The 20,494-nt window shown below is 70.7% G+C and carries 14 protein-coding genes; 3 read left to right on the top strand and 11 right to left on the bottom strand.

What is annotated here, in order from left to right:
- Window positions 1-25 precede the first annotated feature (25 nt).
- The 4 genes from ACZ4AA_RS15225 to ACZ4AA_RS15240 form a co-directional block, all read right to left on the bottom strand.
- Window positions 26-712 carry a response regulator transcription factor gene (locus ACZ4AA_RS15225; protein WP_467601212.1) on the bottom strand — a complete coding sequence of 229 codons (687 nt, stop codon included), beginning with the start codon at window positions 710-712 and terminating at the stop codon, window positions 26-28.
- The gene (locus ACZ4AA_RS15230; protein ID WP_467601214.1) at window positions 709-1,860 is read right to left on the bottom strand and encodes a sensor histidine kinase; all 1,152 of its coding nucleotides are present in this window, start codon (window positions 1,858-1,860) and stop codon (window positions 709-711) included. Before ACZ4AA_RS15230 ends, ACZ4AA_RS15225 begins: the two co-directional genes overlap by 4 nt.
- Complete coding sequence (locus ACZ4AA_RS15235; RefSeq protein WP_467601216.1) at window positions 1,857-2,384, bottom strand: DUF1453 domain-containing protein; 528 nt, start codon at window positions 2,382-2,384, stop codon at window positions 1,857-1,859. The genes ACZ4AA_RS15230 and ACZ4AA_RS15235 overlap by 4 nt, the downstream gene beginning before the upstream one ends.
- A 403-nt stretch (window positions 2,385-2,787) precedes the next feature.
- Complete coding sequence (locus tag ACZ4AA_RS15240; RefSeq protein ID WP_467601218.1) at window positions 2,788-4,911, bottom strand: DNA gyrase/topoisomerase IV subunit B; 2,124 nt, start codon at window positions 4,909-4,911, stop codon at window positions 2,788-2,790.
- A gap of 441 nt (window positions 4,912-5,352) precedes the next feature.
- On the opposite strand from ACZ4AA_RS15240, the gene ACZ4AA_RS15245 reads away from it, so the two are divergent.
- A complete protein-coding gene (locus ACZ4AA_RS15245) occupies window positions 5,353-5,583 on the top strand; it encodes a DUF7455 domain-containing protein (RefSeq protein ID WP_467601220.1) in 231 nt (76 codons plus the stop codon).
- A gap of 115 nt (window positions 5,584-5,698) precedes the next feature.
- Here the strand turns inward: ACZ4AA_RS15245 and ACZ4AA_RS15250 are convergent, their stop codons facing one another.
- The 7 genes from ACZ4AA_RS15250 to ACZ4AA_RS15280 form a co-directional block, all read right to left on the bottom strand.
- On the bottom strand, window positions 5,699-6,517 hold the full coding sequence (locus ACZ4AA_RS15250; RefSeq protein ID WP_467601222.1) for a S1 family peptidase: 819 nt from the start codon (window positions 6,515-6,517) through the stop codon (window positions 5,699-5,701).
- A 132-nt stretch (window positions 6,518-6,649) separates the two neighbouring features.
- A complete protein-coding gene (locus ACZ4AA_RS15255; protein WP_467601224.1) occupies window positions 6,650-8,185 on the bottom strand; it encodes an RNA polymerase sigma factor in 1,536 nt (511 codons plus the stop codon).
- Window positions 8,186-8,593: 408 nt separating this feature from the next.
- Window positions 8,594-9,481, bottom strand: a complete 888-nt coding sequence (locus tag ACZ4AA_RS15260; protein ID WP_467601226.1) for a FadR/GntR family transcriptional regulator — start codon at window positions 9,479-9,481, stop codon at window positions 8,594-8,596.
- 162 nt (window positions 9,482-9,643) lie between these two features.
- A complete protein-coding gene (locus tag ACZ4AA_RS15265; RefSeq protein WP_467601228.1) occupies window positions 9,644-11,530 on the bottom strand; it encodes an ABC transporter ATP-binding protein in 1,887 nt (628 codons plus the stop codon).
- A 122-nt stretch (window positions 11,531-11,652) separates the two neighbouring features.
- On the bottom strand, window positions 11,653-12,411 hold the full coding sequence (locus ACZ4AA_RS15270; RefSeq protein WP_467601230.1) for an NUDIX hydrolase: 759 nt from the start codon (window positions 12,409-12,411) through the stop codon (window positions 11,653-11,655).
- A gap of 126 nt (window positions 12,412-12,537) precedes the next feature.
- A complete protein-coding gene (locus ACZ4AA_RS15275) occupies window positions 12,538-14,499 on the bottom strand; it encodes a glycogen debranching N-terminal domain-containing protein (protein ID WP_467601232.1) in 1,962 nt (653 codons plus the stop codon).
- A gap of 632 nt (window positions 14,500-15,131) precedes the next feature.
- Window positions 15,132-16,934, bottom strand: a complete 1,803-nt coding sequence (locus tag ACZ4AA_RS15280) for a DUF4192 domain-containing protein (RefSeq protein WP_467601234.1) — start codon at window positions 16,932-16,934, stop codon at window positions 15,132-15,134.
- Between the two features lie 132 nt (window positions 16,935-17,066).
- On the opposite strand from ACZ4AA_RS15280, the gene ACZ4AA_RS15285 reads away from it, so the two are divergent.
- A complete protein-coding gene (locus tag ACZ4AA_RS15285) occupies window positions 17,067-19,271 on the top strand; it encodes a RecQ family ATP-dependent DNA helicase (RefSeq protein ID WP_467601236.1) in 2,205 nt (734 codons plus the stop codon).
- 223 nt (window positions 19,272-19,494) lie between these two features.
- The gene (locus ACZ4AA_RS15290) at window positions 19,495-20,127 is read left to right on the top strand and encodes a hypothetical protein (RefSeq protein WP_467601238.1); all 633 of its coding nucleotides are present in this window, start codon (window positions 19,495-19,497) and stop codon (window positions 20,125-20,127) included.
- Window positions 20,128-20,494: the final 367 nt, after the last annotated feature.

Genomic DNA, 20,494 nt, shown 5'->3' on the forward strand with positions numbered 1-20,494 from the left:
GTACCCTTCACCCCATTAGGTGACCTCATCTCACGGGCGGCCGCACGAGACCTTTCCCATAGGCATAACGGACCGCTTGTGCGCGGTCCTTGAGACCCGCCTTGGCGAAGAGATTGTTGATGTGGGTCTTCACCGTGGCCGTGGACACATGCAGCTTGCGGGCGATCTCGTGGTTGCTGAGTCCCTCGGCGATCAGCAGGAGCACCTCCGTCTCGCGCGAGGTGAGTCCGTCCGGGGCCTCCGGGGGTGGGGCCGGCTCCGGTTCCGGGTACGACAGCCGCTCCAGCAGCCGCCGCTGGATGCTCGGCGAGAGCCCGGCGTCCCCGGAGAGCACGCTCTCCACGGCCCGCACGATCTCCTCACCCCCCGCGTCCTTGGTCAGATAGCCCCGGGCCCCGGCACGAAGTGCCGGGAACAGCGACTCGTCGTCCACGAACGTCGTGAGCACGACGACCTGGGTCCCGGGATGTTCGGTACGGATGCGCCGGGTCGCCTCGACCCCGTCGCAGCGGGGCATGCGCAGATCCATCAGCACGACGTCCGGGGCGAGTTCGGCCACGAGTTCCACGGCTTCGGCGCCGTCACCGGCCGCTCCGACGACCTCGATCCCCGGGAGCAGTCCCAGCAGCATCACGATGCCTTCGCGCACGACCGTCTGATCGTCCGCGACCACGACCCGCGCCGGTCTCCTGCCTTCCACCCGCTCGGTCATACCGGCACCTTCAGCGTCACCACGAACCCCTCCTCGCCCGGTCCGGCATTCAGCGAGCCGCCCAGCAGTTCGGCGCGCTCCCGCATGCCCAGCAGACCGTAACCGGCACCCGAACCGCTGAGTTCGCCCGGTTTTCCACCCGAATCCCGTACGTCCAGGGTCACTTCGTGCTCGCCGTAGTCCAGTCTTATGTCGATCTTGGCGCCCGGAGCATGCTTGCGTACGTTCGTGAGCGCCTCCTGCGCGACTCGGCGTACCGCCTGGGAGGCCTCCGCCGGCAGTGGCTGGCGCTCACCGGTCACGTTGACACCGGCGCACCCTGCGGTGGCGACGAGTTCGCCGAGGAAGTCCTCCAGCGGAGACATCTCGCCCCGGAGCGCGGAGAGTGCCTGCCGGGTCTCGGAGAGCCCCTCGCGGGCCATTCCTCTTGCCGCCACGACCCGTTCGAGGATGGTCTCCCGGTCCGCTCCTCTTTCGATCATCAATCGTGCCGCTTCCAGATGCACGAGCTGCGCCGAGAGACTGTGGGCCAGGACGTCGTGGATCTCCCGGGCTATGCGCGCCCGCTCCGCGAGGGCCGCCGACTGCGCCTCGGCGGCGCGGGCCGCGCGTTCCTGGGCCAGCAGCCGCTGCGCACTCGCCCGCGCTTCCGCGTCGAGACGGAGCACGTAACCCGCGAGCGCCAGCCCCGCGGTGGTGGCCGCGGAGGTCAGCCAGACGTCGTTGTCGAGTGCCGCGTACGCGGTCAACGCCACCGCCGTGGCCGGGAGGGCGGCCGCGAGAGGCAGCCGTTCGATGGCGGCGACTCCACAGCCGCACAGCAGGACGAGTGCCGGGATCCGGAAACCCGCGCCGTACCCGGCGGATGCGACCGCCAGCAGCAGAGCGAGCAGCGCCAGGGACGGCAGCAGACGATGCTCCAGCGTGGTCCGCCAGAACCCCCAGGCGAGGAAACCGCACACCGCGATTCCCATGACGCCGCCGGCGAGTGCCCAGCCACCGAGCTCGGAGTTCGTGAGTGTCGTGGCCACGAGCATGACGAGGACGATGGTGCGCGTGACCTGAGCGAGCACCCGGCGGGCCTTGTGCACGCCCACTCGGGAGAGTGCCTCACGAGAAGGCCAGCGCGTCCAGACGTTGTCCGTCACAGGCGCTCCTTCCGCAGGACCTGGCGCACACCGTCACCGTACGCCGGGGCCTGTCCGGTCGGCCTCGGCTCCAGGGACTGAGCCCGCCAGGTCAGCAGCCCGGAACGGACCAGCAGGGTGGCCGCCAGGCCGAGCATCAGGGCAGAGGAGTTCTGGTGCACCCCGAGCTGGGCGCCGATGCCGAACAGACCCAGGCGCAGACAGATGCCGACGGCCCATACGGCCCCGCTGGCCTTGGTGCTCCTGCTCCACACGGAGCCGTCCGGCTCCGTCCATATCCGCGTCGTCCAGGCCCACCCGGCTCCGATGGCCAGAGCCGTCACCAGTTCCGTGCCCAGCAGGAAGGACGACTCGACCTGGTGGTGCGGGTCGATCACGCCGGGCTCACGCAGCGCGACGACGGCGAGAACGGCGGGCACGATCCACCAGCGACGGTCCGAGCCGATTCGGCGCGCGCCGAACTGGCGTGCGATGACCACAGCGGCGACGGCGAAGATCACCACGGCATTCATGAGCCCGGACATGGACGGCCTCCGTGAGCGAGAAGGGGATGTCCGCAGCGAGCGCTGCCGACCTCTTCGACGCTACGGAAATCGCGCGCTCGGCAGATCGGAGCCCGGGTGGATCGTGGGTGGATCCCGCACACGCTCGTCCCTCCACCCACGGGTGGACCCGCCGCCCCCGCACCGAGCCTGCATCACACGGCCCGCGCCTCGATGGGGCAGGCCACAGGCTTGTTTCGCCCCCTCCGCCCCTACCCGTCCCGTGCCTGGGGCTCCGCCCCAGACCCCGCTCCTCAAGCGCTGGAGGGGCTGGATTCTCCCCACGCTCGAAAGACGGACGGAGGCCCCCAGTCAGGTGCGCGCGGGGGGGGGCGTCTCGGTACACGCCCCCGGCACGGTCCCGAACCGGTGGCCTCCGGCAGGGCTACGCGTCGATCCGCGACCGGTCCAGCGTCGCGGCCGAGCTCGAGATGAACTCCTTGCGCGGCGCCACGTCGTTCCCCATCAGCAGGTCGAACACCTGCTCGGACGCCTCCAGGTCGGAGATGTTGATCCGACGCAGGGTGCGGAACCGCGGATCCATCGTCGTCTCGGCCAGCTGATCGGCGTCCATCTCGCCGAGACCCTTGTAGCGCTGGATCGAGTCCTTGTAACGCACACCCTTGCGCTGGAGCTCCAGCACCGTCTCCCGCAGCTCACGGTCCGAGTACGTGTAGACGTACTTGTCCTGGCCCTTCTTGGGCTGACTGAGCTCGATCCGGTGCAGCGGCGGAACCGCGGCGAACACGCGCCCCGCCTCGACCATGGGCCGCATGTACCGCTGGAACAGCGTCAGCAGCAGAATCCGGATGTGCGCGCCGTCGACGTCGGCGTCGACGAGGAGAATGATCTTCCCGTAGCGCGCCGCGTCGATGTCGAAGGTCCGCCCGGAGCCCGCCCCTATGACCTGGATGATCGCGCCGCACTCGGCGTTCTTCAGCATGTCCGTCACGGACGCCTTCTGAACGTTGAGGATCTTGCCCCGGATCGGCAGCAGCGCCTGGAACTCGGAGTTGCGGGCCAGCTTCGCCGTACCCAGCGCGGAATCGCCCTCGACGATGAACAGCTCGCTGCGCTCGACGTCGTCACTGCGGCAGTCGGCGAGCTTGGCGGGCAGCGAGGAGGACTCCAGCGCGGTCTTCCGGCGCTGCGCGTCCTTGTGCTGACGGGCGGCGATCCGCGTGCGCGCGGCGGCGACGGCCTTCTCCATGACGACACGCGCCTGCGCGGCCTCGTCCCGCTTGGTGGAGGTCAGGAACGCCTTGAGCTCCTTGGTCACCACGTTCGTCACGATCCGGCGGGCGGCCGAGGTCCCGAGGACCTCCTTCGTCTGCCCCTCGAACTGCGGCTCGGCGAGACGCACGGTGACGACGACCGTGAGTCCTTCCAGGGCGTCGTCCTTGACGATGTCGTCCTCGGCGACACGCAGCAGCTTCTTGGTCCGCAGGACCTCGTTCATCGTCCTGGCGACTGCCTGCTCGAAGCCGGCGACATGGGTGCCGCCCTTGGGAGTGGCGATGATGTTCACGAACGACTTCAGGGTCGTGTCGTAGCCGGTGCCCCAGCGCATCGCGACATCGACGCCCAGCTCACGGGTGACCTCGGTCGGAGTCATCTGACCGTGCTCGTCGAGCACCGGGACGGTCTCCTTGAAGGTGCCCTGCCCGGAGAAGCGGAGGACATCGCAGACCGGCTTGTCGGTCGCCAGGAACTCGCAGAACTCGCTGATGCCGCCGTCGAAGCGGAACGACTCCTCGCCCTTGCTGCCGCCCTCGCCGAGCCCGAATTCGTCGCGGACGACGATGGTCAGGCCGGGGACCAGGAAGGCGGTCTGGCGGGCGCGCTGATGGAGGTGCTCCAGCGAGAGCTTGGCGTCCTTGAGGAAGATCTGGCGGTCGGCCCAGTAGCGCACGCGCGTACCGGTGCGGGTCTTCGGGATCCGCTTGAGCTTGCGCAGCCCGCTCGTCGCGTCGAAGGCCCCGTCGGGCCCGTCGGCCTTGAAGACTCCCGGGGTGCCGCGGCGGAAGCTCACCGCGTGGGTCTGGCCGTTGCGGTCCACCTCGACGTCCAGCCGTGCGGAGAGCGCGTTCACCACGGAGGCGCCCACGCCGTGCAGACCGCCGGAGGCCGCGTACGAGCCGCCGCCGAACTTGCCACCCGCGTGCAGCTTGGTCATGACGACCTCGACGCCGGAGAGGCCCGTCTTGGGCTCCACGTCGACGGGAATGCCACGACCGTTGTCCCGCACCTCGACGGAGGCGTCGTCGTGCAGGATGACCTCGATGTGGTCGCAGTAGCCCCCGAGCGCCTCGTCGACGGAGTTGTCGATGATCTCCCAGAGGCAGTGCATCAGGCCACGACTGTCGGTCGACCCGATATACATGCCCGGGCGCTTCCGCACCGCCTCGAGCCCCTCAAGGACGAGCAGATGCCGCGCGGTGTAGTTGGAACCGTCACGGTCTGCTCCGGTCAGCAGCGCTGTGGACGGCACGGACGTATCGGCGGTCACGCGGTTCGCTCCTCGCTGAATTTCATGGGAGACCCTTTTGGGTAAGGGCCCGGCTTCGGTTGCCGCTCAGAGGGTACCGAGGCCTGGTAGAGCCGTTGTAGCACCACCCTCGCATGAACTCACCCTAGTCCAGGATCGCATGAGTGTTCGATCCCTCGATGGAGTGAAGTACATATCACGTTCCCTTCGAGGCATGAACCATTTAGGCTCCGGGCACGTCCTCATGAACAACCGGCAATCCAGCCGGGAGGACCGACCCCCGACAGACAGCGCGAACCCGTACAGACACAAAGACACGCAATACGGCTCATTCGCCGCCAACCGGCAGCAGACAGCCGTCTCGAAAGAAAATTTCGAGGAAAAGCCGCGAGCGGGAACGTTTTCGGCCTGGTTGGATGTTGACCCTGGTACGACAGCTCGTCGAGCTAGAGAAGAGGCGACGTGACTACTGTTCTGACCCCCGCGAGCCCGCTGACGGCCGCTGACCGCTGCGACCGTTGCGGCGCCCAGGCATATCTGCGCGTCGTCCTCCTGAGCGGCGGAGAACTGCTCTTCTGCGCCCACCACGGTCGCAAGTTCGAGCCGGAACTCAAGAAGATCGCCGCTGAGATACAGGACGAGACGGAGCGGCTCACGACCGTTCCCGAGAGCGTCAACGACGAAGATCGCTGAGCCTTCGCATCAACGACGAGCGGGTGCCGGCGAGAGGCCGGTGAGTGGGCGGTCACACCCTGGACACAGGGAGTGGCCGCCCGCACTCGTATCGCAACGCCATTACCGAGAGCTCTCAGCGCCTCGCGTTCAGCGCTTGGACGGCCTCGGAGACCCGCGTGTAGACACCCGGGCTCCCCGCGCGCCCACAGCCGCTCCCCCAGGACACCAGGCCGATGAGACGACCCTGGGCGACCAGCGGCCCGCCACTGTCCCCCTGACAGGCGTCACGGCCGCCCGCCGCCTCTCCGGCGCAGACCATGGACGCCGCGTCATAGGCCCCGGACTCGTTTCCGGGATAGGCCCGCTCGCACGAGGAGTCGGGAAGGACGTGGACATCCGCGGCTCGCAGGCCGCTCGCATAGTCGCCGCCGCCCGTCAGATCGCCCCAGCCGTAGACCACGGCGGCGGTCCCCGGCGCGTACGCGGGATCCTCGGAGGGGGCCATGCGGATCACGGAGGCGGCCGGCAGCGGCTCGGCCAGCGTCAGCACACCGAAGTCACCGGCGTTCGTCTCACTGTCGTAGTGCGGGTTGACCCAGATGTCGCTGACCGGGATCTCCTTGCCCTCGTCGGACATGAGATCCCCGCGCCCCGCGATGACCTTCAGATCGCCTGTCCGGCGCGGCGGCGCCCCCAGCACGTCGTCGCCGAGGCAGTGGGCCGCGGTCAGGACCGTGGTCCGGCCGACGACCACTCCCCCGCAGAACTGTCCCGCGCGCGTACCTCCGAACCGGTCACGACTGGACAGCGCGACCGTCCACGGACTGTCGGAGATCCGGACCGGGCGGCTTCCGATGACAACGCTGTCAGAAGACGCCAGAGCGGGGGTCGTCAGCGATATCACCGCTGTGGCGGCCGCAAGGGCCAGGGTCGGGACGTAGGGACGGCGCATGCGCGCTCCTCACACTGGGAGGGTCGTGGAACACCCAGAGTCATCCAGGGAGCGGCTGCACGCACTCCGCGCACACGACGAGGGCCCGATCCCCCAGAGGAGGTCGGGCCCTCGTCGACGTGCGGCCGAGGCCTAGTCGAGGTAGTCGCGCAGCACCTGGGAACGCGACGGGTGACGCAGCTTCGACATGGTCTTGGACTCGATCTGGCGGATCCGCTCACGGGTCACGCCATACACCTTGCCGATCTCGTCGAGGGTCTTCGGCTGACCGTCGGTGAGACCGAAGCGCATCGAGACGACGCCCGCCTCGCGCTCGGACAGGGTGTCGAGGACCGAGTGCAGCTGCTCCTGGAGGAGCGTGAAACTGACCGCGTCGGCCGGGACAACGGCCTCGGAGTCCTCGATGAGGTCACCGAACTCGCTGTCACCGTCCTCGCCCAGCGGGGTGTGCAGGGAGATGGGCTCACGCCCGTACTTCTGGACCTCGATGACCTTTTCGGGGGTCATGTCGAGCTCCTTGGCCAGCTCCTCCGGAGTGGGCTCACGGCCCAGGTCCTGGAGCATCTGGCGCTGGACGCGCGCGAGCTTGTTGATGACCTCGACCATGTGCACCGGGATACGGATGGTGCGGGCCTGGTCGGCCATGGCGCGGGTGATCGCCTGTCGGATCCACCAGGTGGCGTACGTGGAGAACTTGTAGCCCTTGGTGTAGTCGAACTTCTCGACCGCGCGGATCAGACCGAGGTTGCCCTCCTGGATGAGGTCCAGGAAGAGCATGCCGCGACCGGTGTAGCGCTTGGCCAGGGAGACCACCAGACGGAGGTTGGCCTCCAGGAGGTGGTTCTTGGCGCGGCGGCCGTCCTCGGCGATGATCTCGAGCTCGCGCTTGAGCTTGGGGGCGAGCTTGTCGGCGTTGGCCAGCTTGTCCTCGGCGAACAGTCCGGCCTCGATGCGCTTGGCGAGCTCGACCTCCTGCTCGGCGTTGAGCAGCGGGACCTTGCCGATCTGCTTGAGGTAGTCCTTGACCGGGTCTGCGGTGGCACCGGCGGCGGCGACCTGCTGCGCGGGCGCGTCGTCCTCGTCCTCGTCGGACAGGACGAAGCCCTGGGCGCCGTCCTCGGCGGGCTCCTCCGCACCGGGCTTGCCGGGGGTCTCCTCGGTCGCCTCGTCGTCGACGAGCTCGGCGTCGTCCTTCTTGGCGCTCGTCTTCTTGGCCGCCGTCTTCTTGGCGACCGTCTTCTTGGCGACGGTCTTCTTAGCCGTCGTCTTCTTGGCTGCGGCGGGCTTGCCTGCGGAGGCGTCCTCGGACGGATCGTCGGCGAGGGCGGCCGGAGCCGCGGTGGCGGTGGCCTTCTTGGCGGTCACCGTCTTGGCCGCCACCGTCTTGGTGGCGGTGCGCTTGGCCGGACTCTTCGCTGCGACGCTCTTTCGGGTGCGCTTGGGCTCCGCGGCACTGACCATCAGCGTCACACCCTCTTCCTCGAGGATCTGGTTGAGGCTGCGCAGTACGTTCTTCCACTGAGTGGCCGGAATCTGGTCAGCTTCGAAGGCCCGACGCACGTCATCGCCGGCGATCTGCCCCTCAGCCTTTCCCCGCTCGATGAGCGCCATGACAGAGACGGACTCGGCGATCTCCGGCGGGAGCGTACGGGATGTGCTGGCCGACACGAACAACCTCTCGGAACGTTGAAAAACGGCTTCCGGCCCCGTCCACTGCGGACAGGAACCGACGACCGCCGACTGGGGATGGGCCGACGGCGCGGGCGGGGACCGGGAAGATGCACAGCGCCACACACGGCGTCTGTATTCCTTCCTCGGGTATCACCTCTTAGGTCATCGCGCTGCCCCGAAGAGCGTTACGCCCAATCTGCGTGGCCCGAGTCACACCGCGTAAGCGCTCAAAAGATGGCAGACCCTATCAAGCCAGGTTAGTTCATGATCAGCCACCCGGTCGCACCGTCGGGACCTCGCCGAATCCGCGAAGGATCCGGCGAGGTCCCGACGGGTGACGGTTCGCAGGTGCGACGCCGCCGCGGACGCCCAAGCGGTCCGGACAGCGTCACCCTCGGCGCGCGATCAGTGCTCGCGCGGCGCGGGCACGACACGCTCCACCTCGGGGTGGACGATGAGGAGCTGCCGCATGGCCGACTCGGCCGCCGCGCCGTCGGCCGCCGCGAGGGCCTCGACGATGCGGGCGTGGTGACCCAGCGAGGCCTCGTTCGGCCGGTCGCAGCCGGTGACCGGGTTGCCTGAGACCTGGAGAGCCGCGGACACGATCCCCGAGAGGTGCTCCAGCATCCGGTTGCCCGCGAGCTGGATGAGCAGCGAGTGGAACTCCGTGTCGGCCCGCGAGAAGGTGAGGGCGTCACCCTGCGACATGGCGTGGCCCATGATCTCGACCATGTCGCCGAGTCGCTGCTGGATCTCCTCGCGCCCGTGCCCCGCCGCGAGGCGCGCGGCGAGCGGCTCGATCGTCCAGCGGAGCTCGCTCAGCTCGCGTCGCTGATCGTCCCGCTGCGGCCCGAAGGCCCGCCATTCGATGATGTCCGGGTCGAGAAGGTTCCAGTCACTGACGGGACGCACGCGCGTGCCGACGTTCGGGCGGGCACTCACCAGCCCCTTCGCCTCCAGAACGCGGAGCGACTCGCGGACGACGGTCCGGGAGACCTCGAACCGCTGGCCGATCTCCTCGGGCACGAGCGGACGATCCGCGCCGAGGTCTCCGGAGACGATCATCTGTCCGAGCTGCTGAACGAGCTGGCCGTGCAGCCCGCGCCCGCGGCTGCCGGCGGCACGACGGCCGACGCGGCCCAGTTCGGGCTCGGGGCTCTCCCAGACAGGGGGGCTCACCCGGTCGGTGCCGGGCGCGTCGGCATAGGGGTAACGGTCGAGTTCGCCCGGTCCGGCCAGGCCGGAATCTGAGGAGCGGGCGGCGGTCATCATGGTCTGCGCAAGGGTACTCACGGGTCTTTTGTCGGCGTCGACTCCAACTGCCTTGAGGTCTTTGGTGAAAAGCACACGAAAGGGTGATCGCTCACACCGTCGCAATTGACGCCTTATCGGAAAGAAATGGGCGTTCTTCGGGGAGTTGTGCGCACAGGGGGAACGGAAGGGTACGGACGGTCGTCATCGGAGCCGGCTCCGCAGAGTCGTGAGCAGATATGCGCAGAGCAGCGCGCTGAGCGACAACAGCATTGCCCCGCCCACGGGTTGGGCGAGCACGCGCACAGTGGCCGCCAGGTAGCGCTCCCCACCGAAGGGCCACTGCACGAGGACCAGCTCCCGGATCCGCTCGGGGAATCCGGCCGCCGACCGCACAGACGGCCCCTGCAAGACCTTTTGTACGAGCGGTACGACGACGACCGGTACGGCGAGCACGGCCGCGAGCCCCGCGGCGGTGGACCGGAAGATGCCGGCCGCCAGCACGCCCGCCCACGCACAGCCCACGACAAGGCCGAACCAACTCGCGCTCAGCGAGAGCCAGTCCGAGGGAACTTCGGTGAGCTCCCGTCCGTAGACGAGGTAGAGCATCTCGAGGTCGCATCCCACGGTGAGGAACGCCAGCGTCAGCGCGGTCGCCGAGGCGAGGAGCAGCTTGGCGGTCAGCAGTCCCAGCCGGCGCGGGACGGTGCCACGGTCGGCGGCCAGGGCGGGGTGACGGAACTCCTGGCCGAAGGAGACGGCGCCCAGCAGACCCGCACCGAGCGCGGCGGGCGGCAGCGGGATTTCACGCGGCCACGCCGCCAGCAGGCGCGGCTGAGGAGTGTGACCGATTCTGGCCAGGAGGACGGACATGAGAACCGAGGAGACAAGAACGGCGGCGGCGGTGAAGTAGCCGGTTCCGACGCCGGCGGCCCTGCGCAGTTCGTAGCGCAGGGGGCGCAGCGGGCTCCTGGCCTGCCGTACGGCGATGGGCGGCGGGAGGACGGACAGGCCGTCCGCGGCCGGCGTCTCGACGCGGCTGGGCTCCTTGACGCGGCTCGGCTCGGTGACGGGGCTGGGCTCGGTGACGGGGCTTGGTTCAGTGACGCGGCTCGGCTCAGTGACGGGGCTTGTTTCAGTGACGGCGTGCGCCTCGCCGGGGGGCAGCTCGTCGGCGGGCCGCTCACGATCCTCCGGTGACACCTTGGCCGGCTTCGGACCCATGTCCCCCGTCTCGTCGGCGAGTTGGTGTACGAGGATGCCGTGCCGGAAGGCCGCCTCGCCGATCTCGGCGCAGGTACTGCCGTACACGGAGAGCCGGTTGCCCTCCTCGCGCACCACTTCGACGGAGCGTCGCGCGGTACGGGCTTCCTTGGCCAGGAGGGAACCGAGACGGGCGGCATGCGGACTGCGGACGGCCACCCGCGGCCGGAGCCGGGTCCGGGCGAACTCGGCGGCCTCCTGGTCTCCGACGAGGCGACCCTGCTCCAGAGTGACGACCCGGTCGGCTGTTCGCGCGGCCTCCTTGGGGTCGCTCGTGGTGAACAGCACCGTGCCGCCGTGTGTCGCGTGTGCGCGCAGGATCCCGTGCAGCCATCGGCCCTCCCTGACGGACAGGCCGTCCGCGGGGCCGTCGAGCACGAGGGTGTGGGGGTCGGGCAGGAGTGCGCAGGCCAGTCCGAGCCGGCGGTCCATGCCTCGGGACAGCGTGCCCAGGCTCTCGTCCCGGAGGCTGACGAGCCCGACCACTTCGAGGACTTCGTCCGCGCGGCGCACCGGAACGCCGACGGCGGCGCACAGCATGCGCAGCTGCCCGCGGACCGTGCGTGCCGGATGGCCCGGCACCTCGCCCATGAGGACGCCGACCTCGCGTGAGGGATGGGCGATCCGATGCAGTGGCCTGCCTCGGAAGTAGGTGATTCCGCGGCCCTGTTGGAGTTCGAGCATGAGCCTCAGCGCTGTCGTCTTGCCCGCGCCCTGGGCTCCGACGAGCGCCGTGACATGGCCCGCGTGTGCCTCGAAGGACACGTCGTCCACGGCGGGCGGACGCGCCTTGCGGGTGTTGCTGGTCAATCCGATGGCCTGGATCACCCACAGCAAGATAGCGCGACATTTCAGATTTTCCGGGCGCCATGCGGCTCGCCTCCGCCAGGCCTCGCAGGTCCGGCGGCGCGCCAAGGCCCCGGGGGCCGAAACCGTGTTCGCCGCTTCCGTCAGACCTCGGGGCGCAGCATCGGCGGGTTCAGCAGGGTGGCGCCACCTGCCCTGAACAACTGGGCGGGGCGGCCGCCCTGGCGTGTGGTCGTACCCCCGGTGGGCACGAGGAAGCCCGGCGTTCCGGTCACCTTGCGGTGGAAGTTGCGCGGGTCGAGCGCCACACCCCACACGGCCTCGTAGACGCGGCGCAGCTCGCCGACGGTGAACTCGGTCGGGCAGAAGGCGGTCGCCAGCGACGAGTACTCGATCTTGGACCGGGCACGCTCCACGCCGTCCGAGAGGATCTGCGCGTGATCGAAGGCCAGAGGTGCCGCCTGTTCCCCGTCCCGCCCGTACCCGCCCTGTTGCAGGAGCTCCTCGACGGGTGCCCAGCGCGCGCTGTTCGCGTCCCCGCCCGCGCGGGGAGCCGGCAGGTCGGGGGCAAGGGCGAGATGCGCGACGCTCACCACGCGCATCCGGGGGTCACGCTTGGGGTCGCCGTAGGTCGCGAGCTGCTCGAGGTGCGCCCCGTTGTCCTGCGCGGGGACCGAGGGGTCGTGGGTGCACAGGCCCGTCTCCTCGGCCAGCTCGCGCGCCGCCGCCTGGGCCAGGTCCTCGTCGGTCCGTACGAAACCGCCGGGCAGCGCCCAGCGCCCCTGGAACGGCTGCTCACCCCGCCGTACCGCCAACGCGCACAGGGCATGGCGGCGCACGGTCAGCACGACCAGGTCCACGGTCACGGCGAAGGGCGGAAAGGCTGACGGGTCGTAGGGCATGCCGCGATCATAGTCGTCTGCCTGACGATAAACACCTCCTTCATCAGCCCGGCCCTTTGTTGATCGACTTCCGTTCTCCGGCACTCCGCCGCCGACGCCCTTCGGTCGGGAACGCCTCCCCGGACGTCACACTCCCAACTGCAATCCGTCACCAGCTTCCTCGACCATGGCGAGCCCCAGTCTGCTGACGCGCATGGAGAAGGGAGCGCCCGAGATCCGCAGGCCTGTCAGCACGACCTCGCCCAGGGGCGCGGCCCGGAACGGGCGCAGAGTCACGGTTCCCGCGGGCGCATCGGGACGGATCCCGGCCAGGGAGCACAGCAGCAGCACCCCGGCTGCGGCCGAGGTGGCCGCGGGACGGGAGGCGGCCGGATGGGGCAGCGGGGCGCTCCCCGGCGTGCGCTGTTCCCCCGCGTACATCTCGGGCAGTCGGCCGCCGAAGGACTCGGCCGCCGCCAGTACGCCGCGCAGCAGGGAGCCCGCCTCGTTCTCGTGGCCCGCGGCGGCGAGCCCCGTCACGGCGACAGCCGTCTCATGGACGCGCACGGCCCCGCTGCGATGACCGAACGGGTTGTACGCCGTCTCCTTCGCCCCGAGGCTCCGCAGTCCCCAGCCCGAGTCCATGGCCGGGCCGCCGAGCAGCCTCGCGAGCTGTTCGGTCCGCGCCTTGTCGAGCAGCCCGGGGGCCATCTCTCCGGAGCCCGCCAGACCGGTGTCGAGGAGATGGGCGGCGCCGGAACCGAGCTGGGACAGGGAGCGGCCGTCCTGAGTGCGGGCGGCGGCCGGTCGGCCGCCGGCCCCGTCCTCGGCCCAGAAGTCGTCGCGGAATGCCGCCCGCATCGCCTGGGCCCACTGCCGCAGCCCCGTGCCGCCCGTCCGACCGTGCGCGTCGAGCAGGTCTGCGCCGAGCAGCGCCGCTCGATGGGCGTGCGCCTGTGTCTCGCAGCGGAACGGTCCGCCGGGCTGCCCGTCGGACAGGTACGTGCCGTCCCCGACCATGGCCCGCAACCATCCCAGGCATCGCTCGGCCGCGGGCAGTAGTTCCTCCACCTCCCGTTCGGCCAGCCCCCAACGCCATGCTTCCGCGAGAAGCACAGGGAAGAGCAGGGTCGCCTCGGTCCCTGTGCAGCCCGGAGGCAGGTGCGGCCCGCTGTCCCGGAGCGGTCCCGGGATCAGCCCGGAGCGCGTTCCCGGACCGGCGAGTTGGGTGCGGGCGAGGGTCCGCAGCGTGCCCGCGGCTAGACGCGTGCCGAGCGGCAGGGTCATCCGGGCCGCGGCGAGCGCCTCGGCCGGTGCCAACCCGCAGCGCCACGGGGCGCCCGCCGCGAGGTGTGTGTCGACCGGGTGTCTGGGGTCGCGCAGCAGCAGGGCCCGGAGATCGTCGACGCAGGTCCTCAGGAGTCTCTCGGCTCCGGGTTCGTCGCTGACCACACTGGCCTCGGCGAACGGGCTCGCCGCCCCGCGGCCCACCGGTCTGACCGGCCCTTGACCGTCGGGTCTGATGCGCAGTTCCACCGTGAGGGTGCCGCCCGGCGGCAGCTCGACCTCCCAGCGCAGCAGTCCGGCCGAGGCCAGAGCGTCGGTCGGCGGCGGGTCGGCGGCGACGATCACATGGCTCGTCGGGCCGGACCAGCGCAGCCCGGCGGAGTGGACGCTGGCGGGCAGCTCGGGTCCGGCCCGGCCCGAGGCGACGTCGCCCAGTTCCGCGAGGTCCGTCCCGAGGGCGACCTCGACAGGCAGGCGCAGGGCCCGGAGGGCCGAGCTGCGCAGGGTGATCCGTTCGATGCCCTCCGCATGGCGGGTTCTTTCGACGACCACGTCCGGGTCAGGGCCCGCGTCGGGAGCCGCGCGCAGCGTGCCCACGAAGCGGGCCCGGTCGGCCGTGAGCATCCGGGCCTGCATCGCGAGCGGTTCCCGGCCCGCTACCCGGACCAGGCAGCGGGACAGGATCCGGCGGCCCGCCATGTAGAAGCCCTCGAGACCGCGGCCGGTCAGCTGCCCTTCTTCCGTCGAGATCACCAGGCCGGGCAGAGCGGCGCAGATCAGGGTGGTGTGGGCCGGAGGCAGGTCCGCCGGCCGACCCGGCACGGGAAGGGGTGTCCTGGGAACTCCGGGACCGCGCCCGGTCGGCGGGAGGGGCGCACCGGCTTCGCGGGCCGGTCGCGGGACCGCCGGAGCACCCCCACGTCCGGCGGACTGTGCGGACTCGTGCCGGGACGGAGGCGTGTCGTCGGATGCCGAGGACGGATGGGGCATGGACATGGGGTGGCTTCCTCCGCGCTCGGTGCGCCGGGAACGCGCTGAGCTCCTGGTGGGGGCTCCGCAGGGTCGCGGGCGTTGCGGCGGCGCAATCCGGCCACGGATTCCGCCACTCAGGTGAACGGGGCAGCCCTGTCCCGGGTCACGCGTTTTCGGTGGAAAGCCGACCGAATGGCGGCGGCACGATCCGCCGGTCTCCCGGCATCGGTGGAAGAGGAGCGCAGCAGTTCCAGCGCCGGGCGCACCGGTCGGCAGAGGGCAACCCGGGACGCGGCCCGCGTCCGAGCCGGCGCGTTTTCGTCCCGGTCCCGGCCGAGCTGTCCGACCGGTCCCCGTCCCCGACCGGTCCGACCCCGGCCAAGCAGCGCGACCCGTCCCAGGCCGAGGGCTGTCCCACCCCTGTCGAACAACCCGGCCCGTGTTCACCGTGAGCCTGACTCGGCACGATGTGTCCCGGACGCTCACCCGTCCTCCCCGGAACCGTGCCGCTCGTTGTCGCTCCGCCCGTGCATCCGGCCGTCCGCGCCATCCGCCGAGCGGCGCGACCGGTCGCCGGCCGGTGGGGTCGCACCCGCGGGACGGGACCCCCGCGCGGTCCGGGTCCCGGGGCCGCGTCGGCCCGCTCGGCTCCCGCCGTTCACGGTGGGCCGGGACCTGCGGCGGCGAGATGCGGACGCCGACGGCGAGGCTTCGGGCGCGGAGGATGCGGGCGCGGAGGATGCGGGCGCGGCCACCCCGGCCGCAGGGAGGGACGTGTCGGGGTCGCTCGGCCGGCCCGCGTCGGAGGGGTCCTGGTCCGTGCGCTGTGCGCGCAGACAACGCCGGACGGATTCCGGATCGAGGCCCTCATTGCACGCCTGGTGGAGCAGACGGGCGAACAGATAGTCGGGATCGGCACCGAGTGCCATGGCCAGCGCTTCTCGTGCCTCCAGTTCGTCGCCCATGGACCAGGCGACCCACCCCGCGAGGGTCAGAGGTGCCGCGGCGTGCTCGCGGTAGGGGCCGACGCAGCGTCGGGACAGTGCCCGCCACAGGCGCAGCGCAGGGGCGGCCTCGTCGCCCTCCATCCACTGCGCGGCACGGTCACGGGTCGTGCGGTCCTGCAAGCCGAGGATCAGCGTGGCGGCCTCGTCGTCCTCCAGGAGTCCGTCGTCTCGCAGGTCCGACGGACGTGTGCCCGACACGGGAAAGGCCACGGCGAACCGGTCCCTGATCCGCCGGGCCAGCGCGAGGGTCTCCTCGGCCACCGCGGCTCGGCTGTCGTCGCCGAGGATCCGCGGAACCAGAGCCATGCTGGCGGTGTCGAGTGCCACCTCCTGTCCCAGCGCGGCCGTGGACTCCCAGGGGAGGAACCTGGCGGTGAGGTCCTTGAGGGATCCGCGCACCTGAAGCCCCGCGTAGGTCGCGGCGGCGGCGAGGACCGAGGTGCCCGGCAGCCCCATCGGCATGCCTTCCGCCGGGCAGCATCCCTGTCCTGGGCAGGTGTAGGTCCAGAAGCGACCGTCGGAGATGCAGAGGGCCTCGATCACCGGAACGTCGAGGCGACCGCAGGCCGTCCGCAGCAGCTGTGCGAGCGGCCTGAGGCGTTCCATCACGTCCCGCCCCGATTCACCGCTCCGGGGTTCCTGGCACAGATAGGCCACCATGCTCCCGGGGCGGGCTCCCCGGCGCTCGCTCCCCTTCACCAGACCCTGGGCGAGCTGGTCCGAGGCGGCCGGCCAGTCCTCCGCCTGGGCCGGGATGCCGAGGCGGGCCCGACCACCGAACCGGCCCCGCTTCTCCTGGTCGTGCAGGGCGACCAGCACGATGCTGTCGTCGGGGCGGTAACCAAGGAGATAGGGCAGCGCGTCGGCCAGCTCCGCCGGGGTGCGGAGGGTCACCTGATGCTCGCCGCCCGGGAGTCCCAGGCTGCCCGTCTCGCAGTCCTCGCGGGCTCGACCTGGAAGGCCCCCGTGGCACAGCCCGCCGAAGATCGCCGCATCGCCGGGAATCCCGGGGTCGGCCTGCCGGACGATGCGACCCCGACCGTCGCGTCCGGCCCCTCCGTCCGGGCCGTCCTTCCCGTCGCCGACGTGGCCGTGTGTCCCGCTCCGGCCGGTTCGTCCGTCGTGGTCGCGTTCACCGCCTTCTCCGCCGATCCCTCCATCGCCGCCAGCACCGCCAGCACCGCCAGATCGGTCGAACCCTGGGTTCCGGTCGCATCGACCGAACGAGCTGACGTTCTTGTCGCCGGACATGCCGGTCGCTTCGTCGTGATTCGTCATGCGGTGACCATCTCTCGGAATGCAAGATTCCGGTTGAGCCTGTGGATAACCGTCACCATGACCACGACAGAACTTGTCCACAGCTCGACGTCTCGTTCGCGCAATGTCGGACCCATCCGGTTGCATGGAGCCATGACGACCGAAGACCCGCGACCCGCAGCCCCCGACAACGCACCCGACATCTCCCGCGATGAGCTCCGGGCCACCGCCGACGCCGTCCTGGCCCGCCTGGTCGGCGCGCCGGCGGGCGAGGCGCGGCTGCGCGAGGACCAGTGGCGCGCCATCGAGGCACTGGTGGCCGACAAGCGCAGAGCGCTCGTCGTGCAGCGCACCGGCTGGGGCAAGTCCGCGGTGTACTTCGTCGCGACGGCACTGCTGCGCGAACTGGGTGCCGGGCCCACCGTCATCGTCTCGCCGCTTCTCGCGCTGATGCGCAACCAGGTGGAAGCGGCGGCCCGCGCCGGAATCCGCGCACGGACGATCAACTCGTCCAACACGGAGGAGTGGGAGACCATCCAGGCCGAAGTCGCGGCCGGCGAGGTCGATGTCCTCCTCGTGAGTCCGGAGCGGCTGAACAATCCCGACTTCCGCGACCAGGTGCTGCCCAAGCTGGCCGCGGCCACCGGTCTGCTGGTGGTCGACGAGGCGCACTGCATCTCCGACTGGGGCCACGACTTCCGGCCGGACTACCGCCGCCTGCGCACCATGCTGGCCGACCTCCCGCCCGACACCCCGGTGCTGGCCACTACCGCGACGGCCAACGCGCGCGTGACGGCCGATGTCGCCGAGCAGCTGGGAACCGGCGTGAGCACCGACGCGCTCGTTCTGCGCGGCCCTCTGGACCGGGAGAGCCTGAGCCTCGGCGTGCTGCGCCTGCCGGACGCCGCCCACCGGATGGCCTGGCTCGCCGAGCATCTGAACGAGCTGCCGGGTTCCGGGATCATCTACACGCTGACCGTGGCCGCGGCCGAGGAGGTAGCCGCGTTCCTTCGCCAGAGCGGGTACACCGTGGCGTCGTACACCGGGAAGACCGAGAACGCGGACCGCCAGCAGGCCGAGGAGGACCTGCTCGCCAACCGCGTCAAGGCCCTGGTCGCCACGTCGGCACTGGGCATGGGCTTCGACAAGCCCGACCTGGGCTTTGTCGTGCACATGGGCTCGCCTTCCTCCCCGATCGCCTACTACCAGCAGGTGGGACGCGCGGGACGCGGTGTGAAGCACGCTGAGGTGCTGCTCCTGCCGGGCAAGGAGGACCAGGCGATCTGGGAGTACTTCGCCTCGATCGCCTTCCCCCCGGAGGAACAGGTGCGGCGCACCCTGGACGTGCTGGCGCGGGCCGAACGTCCACTCTCCCTGCCCGCGCTGGAGCCGCTGGTGGAACTGCGCAGGTCCCGTCTGGAGACCATGCTCAAGGTGCTCGACGTGGACGGAGCCGTGCACCGGGTCAAGGGCGGCTGGATCTCCACGGGCATGCCCTGGACGTACGACACCGAGCGCTATGCCTGGGTCGCCAAACAGCGGGCGACGGAGCAGCAGGCCATGCGGGACTACGTGTCGACGACCGGTTGCCGCATGGAGTTCCTGCGACGGCAGCTGGACGACGAGGGCGCCGCGCCGTGCGGACGCTGCGACAACTGCTCCGGCGGACGATTCCAGACATCCGTCTCGGCCACGGCCCTGGACGCGGCGAACGGTGAGCTGGACCGCGCGGGTGTCGAGGTCGAGCCCCGGAAGATGTGGCCGACCGGGCTGGCCGCGATCGGCGTCGAGCTGAAGGGCCGCATCCCGGCCGGCGAGCAGGCCGCTCCAGGTCGTGCCCTGGGACGACTTTCGGACATCGGCTGGGGCAACCGGCTGCGGCCGATACTCGCCCCTCACGCCCCGGACGGCCCAGTTCCGGACGATGTCGCCAAGGCCGTGGTCGGCGTCCTGGCCGACTGGGCGAAGGGACCGGGGGGCTGGGCCTCGGGGCAGCCCGACGCGCAGCCCCGCCCGGTAGGGGTGGTGACCATCGCCTCGCGCTCGCGGCCGCAGCTGATCGGCTCGCTCGGCGCGCGGATCGCCGAGATCGGCCGGATGCCGCTGCTGGGATCCGTGGAGTACGTCGGCGAGGGGGCCCAGGTGTCCCGGAGCAACAGCGCGCAACGACTGAAAGCGCTGGACGGATCCCTGACCGTACCGCCGCGGCTGGCCGACGCCCTGAGAGAAACGGAGGGTCCGGTCTTGCTGGTGGACGATGCCACGGACACGGGCTGGACGCTGGCGGTGGCATCACGGATGCTGCGCAGAGCGGGTGCTCAGGCGGTGTTGCCGCTGGTCCTCGCCGTTCAAGCGTGACTCGTGTGTCGCGATTCGAAACACCGGGCAGGTATATAGGACGCTAATCGCCTGAAAACGGTCTGTGGCCCCAATTGCTCGTTGCCGCAACCCAGTTCGACAGGAAGAATTGAGGTCCGCTCCCCGCACGGTTTGCCCGTGGTCCGGTAGGGCTCTGCTGCGGCGTGCCATTCCCCCAGTCCGACCCCGCCCACTGTCTGGGCACGTAGCCGAAGGGAGGACCGTGACCTTCGGATTCGCTCCGTCCTCGGCGGCAACCTTGTCGACGTCTCCCGACCTGTCCGCCGCTTCCACCAACCCACTCACCCGCATGCTGGAACCCGCCGAATGGGCCTCGGCCGGAATTCCGCTTCTGCGCGATCCCCGTGAGGTCGTGAGCGGCCTTCACGCCCGGCACCGGCCCAGACCTTCGACCGCGGTCGTCGCGGTGCTCGACCAGGACGAGCGGCTGATGGCGAGCGCCTCCTTCACCCGGCGTTCGGCACCCGCCGACGGCTGGATGTTCCGCAACGCCCTGCTCGCGCAGCTGCGCCGGGTCATCCCGCACGACCTGCGGCGCCGTACTCCCGCGCGCACGGCCGTGCTGCTGTACTGCCGGGACGGCGACGCGCGCTGGACGGAGGAGGACGGGGCCTGGATGTGGGGGCTGCGGGACGCCTGCACGCTCCACGGGCTTCGGTGCGGCGCGTACATCACGCTGACACGTGACGGCTGGCAGGTTCTCGGCGAGGGCCGCGGCGGACGCCGGCCCAATTCCGAGTCGGCGCCGGAGTTCTACGTGGGGGAGGTGATGCCGCCGCTGCCCCGCACCGGTGGTGTCGCGTCCGAGGTCATGCGCCGGGCGGCCGCCCGCTGAGAGGCGCCGCGTCGTGAGCGACGGCCCGCCCCGGGGGAAGGCGAGCCGCACTTGCTCGGCGGCGGGCACCGAGGTCGTACCGCTCGCGCGGGGTGCGCCGTGAACGCTCGGCTCGGATCCGAGCTGCGCCTCAGAGCCGCGTGGAGCGCCGGGGCGTACCTGCGCGAAAGGGCCAGGCCCGGCCGCGCCCCGGGACGGGATGCGGGGCACGCCCAGGCTCCGCGGCGAAGTTCAGGGCACGTCCAGGCTGCGTGGCGTGGTCCGAGGCGTTCTGGTGTCCCGGAGTTCGGGGACGCTCACGCCGCAGCGCCGAAGTCCGGCGTGTGCCCGCCGTCCAGGGTCCGGGATCGCTCGCGCTCCGGACCGA

The organism is Streptomyces sp. NPDC024698, from assembly GCF_055559015.1.

Coding starts and splice junctions, on each gene's coding strand:
- ACZ4AA_RS15235 (WP_467601216.1), bottom strand. CDS start 2,384: ATGTCCGGGCTCATGAATGCCGTGGTGATCTTCGCCGTCGCCGCTGTG.
- ACZ4AA_RS15280 (WP_467601234.1), bottom strand. CDS start 16,934: ATGACGAATCACGACGAAGCGACCGGCATGTCCGGCGACAAGAACGTC.
- ACZ4AA_RS15225 (WP_467601212.1), bottom strand. CDS start 712: ATGACCGAGCGGGTGGAAGGCAGGAGACCGGCGCGGGTCGTGGTCGCG.
- ACZ4AA_RS15270 (WP_467601230.1), bottom strand. CDS start 12,411: ATGCCCTACGACCCGTCAGCCTTTCCGCCCTTCGCCGTGACCGTGGAC.
- ACZ4AA_RS15250 (WP_467601222.1), bottom strand. CDS start 6,517: ATGCGCCGTCCCTACGTCCCGACCCTGGCCCTTGCGGCCGCCACAGCG.
- ACZ4AA_RS15285 (WP_467601236.1), top strand. CDS start 17,067: ATGACGACCGAAGACCCGCGACCCGCAGCCCCCGACAACGCACCCGAC.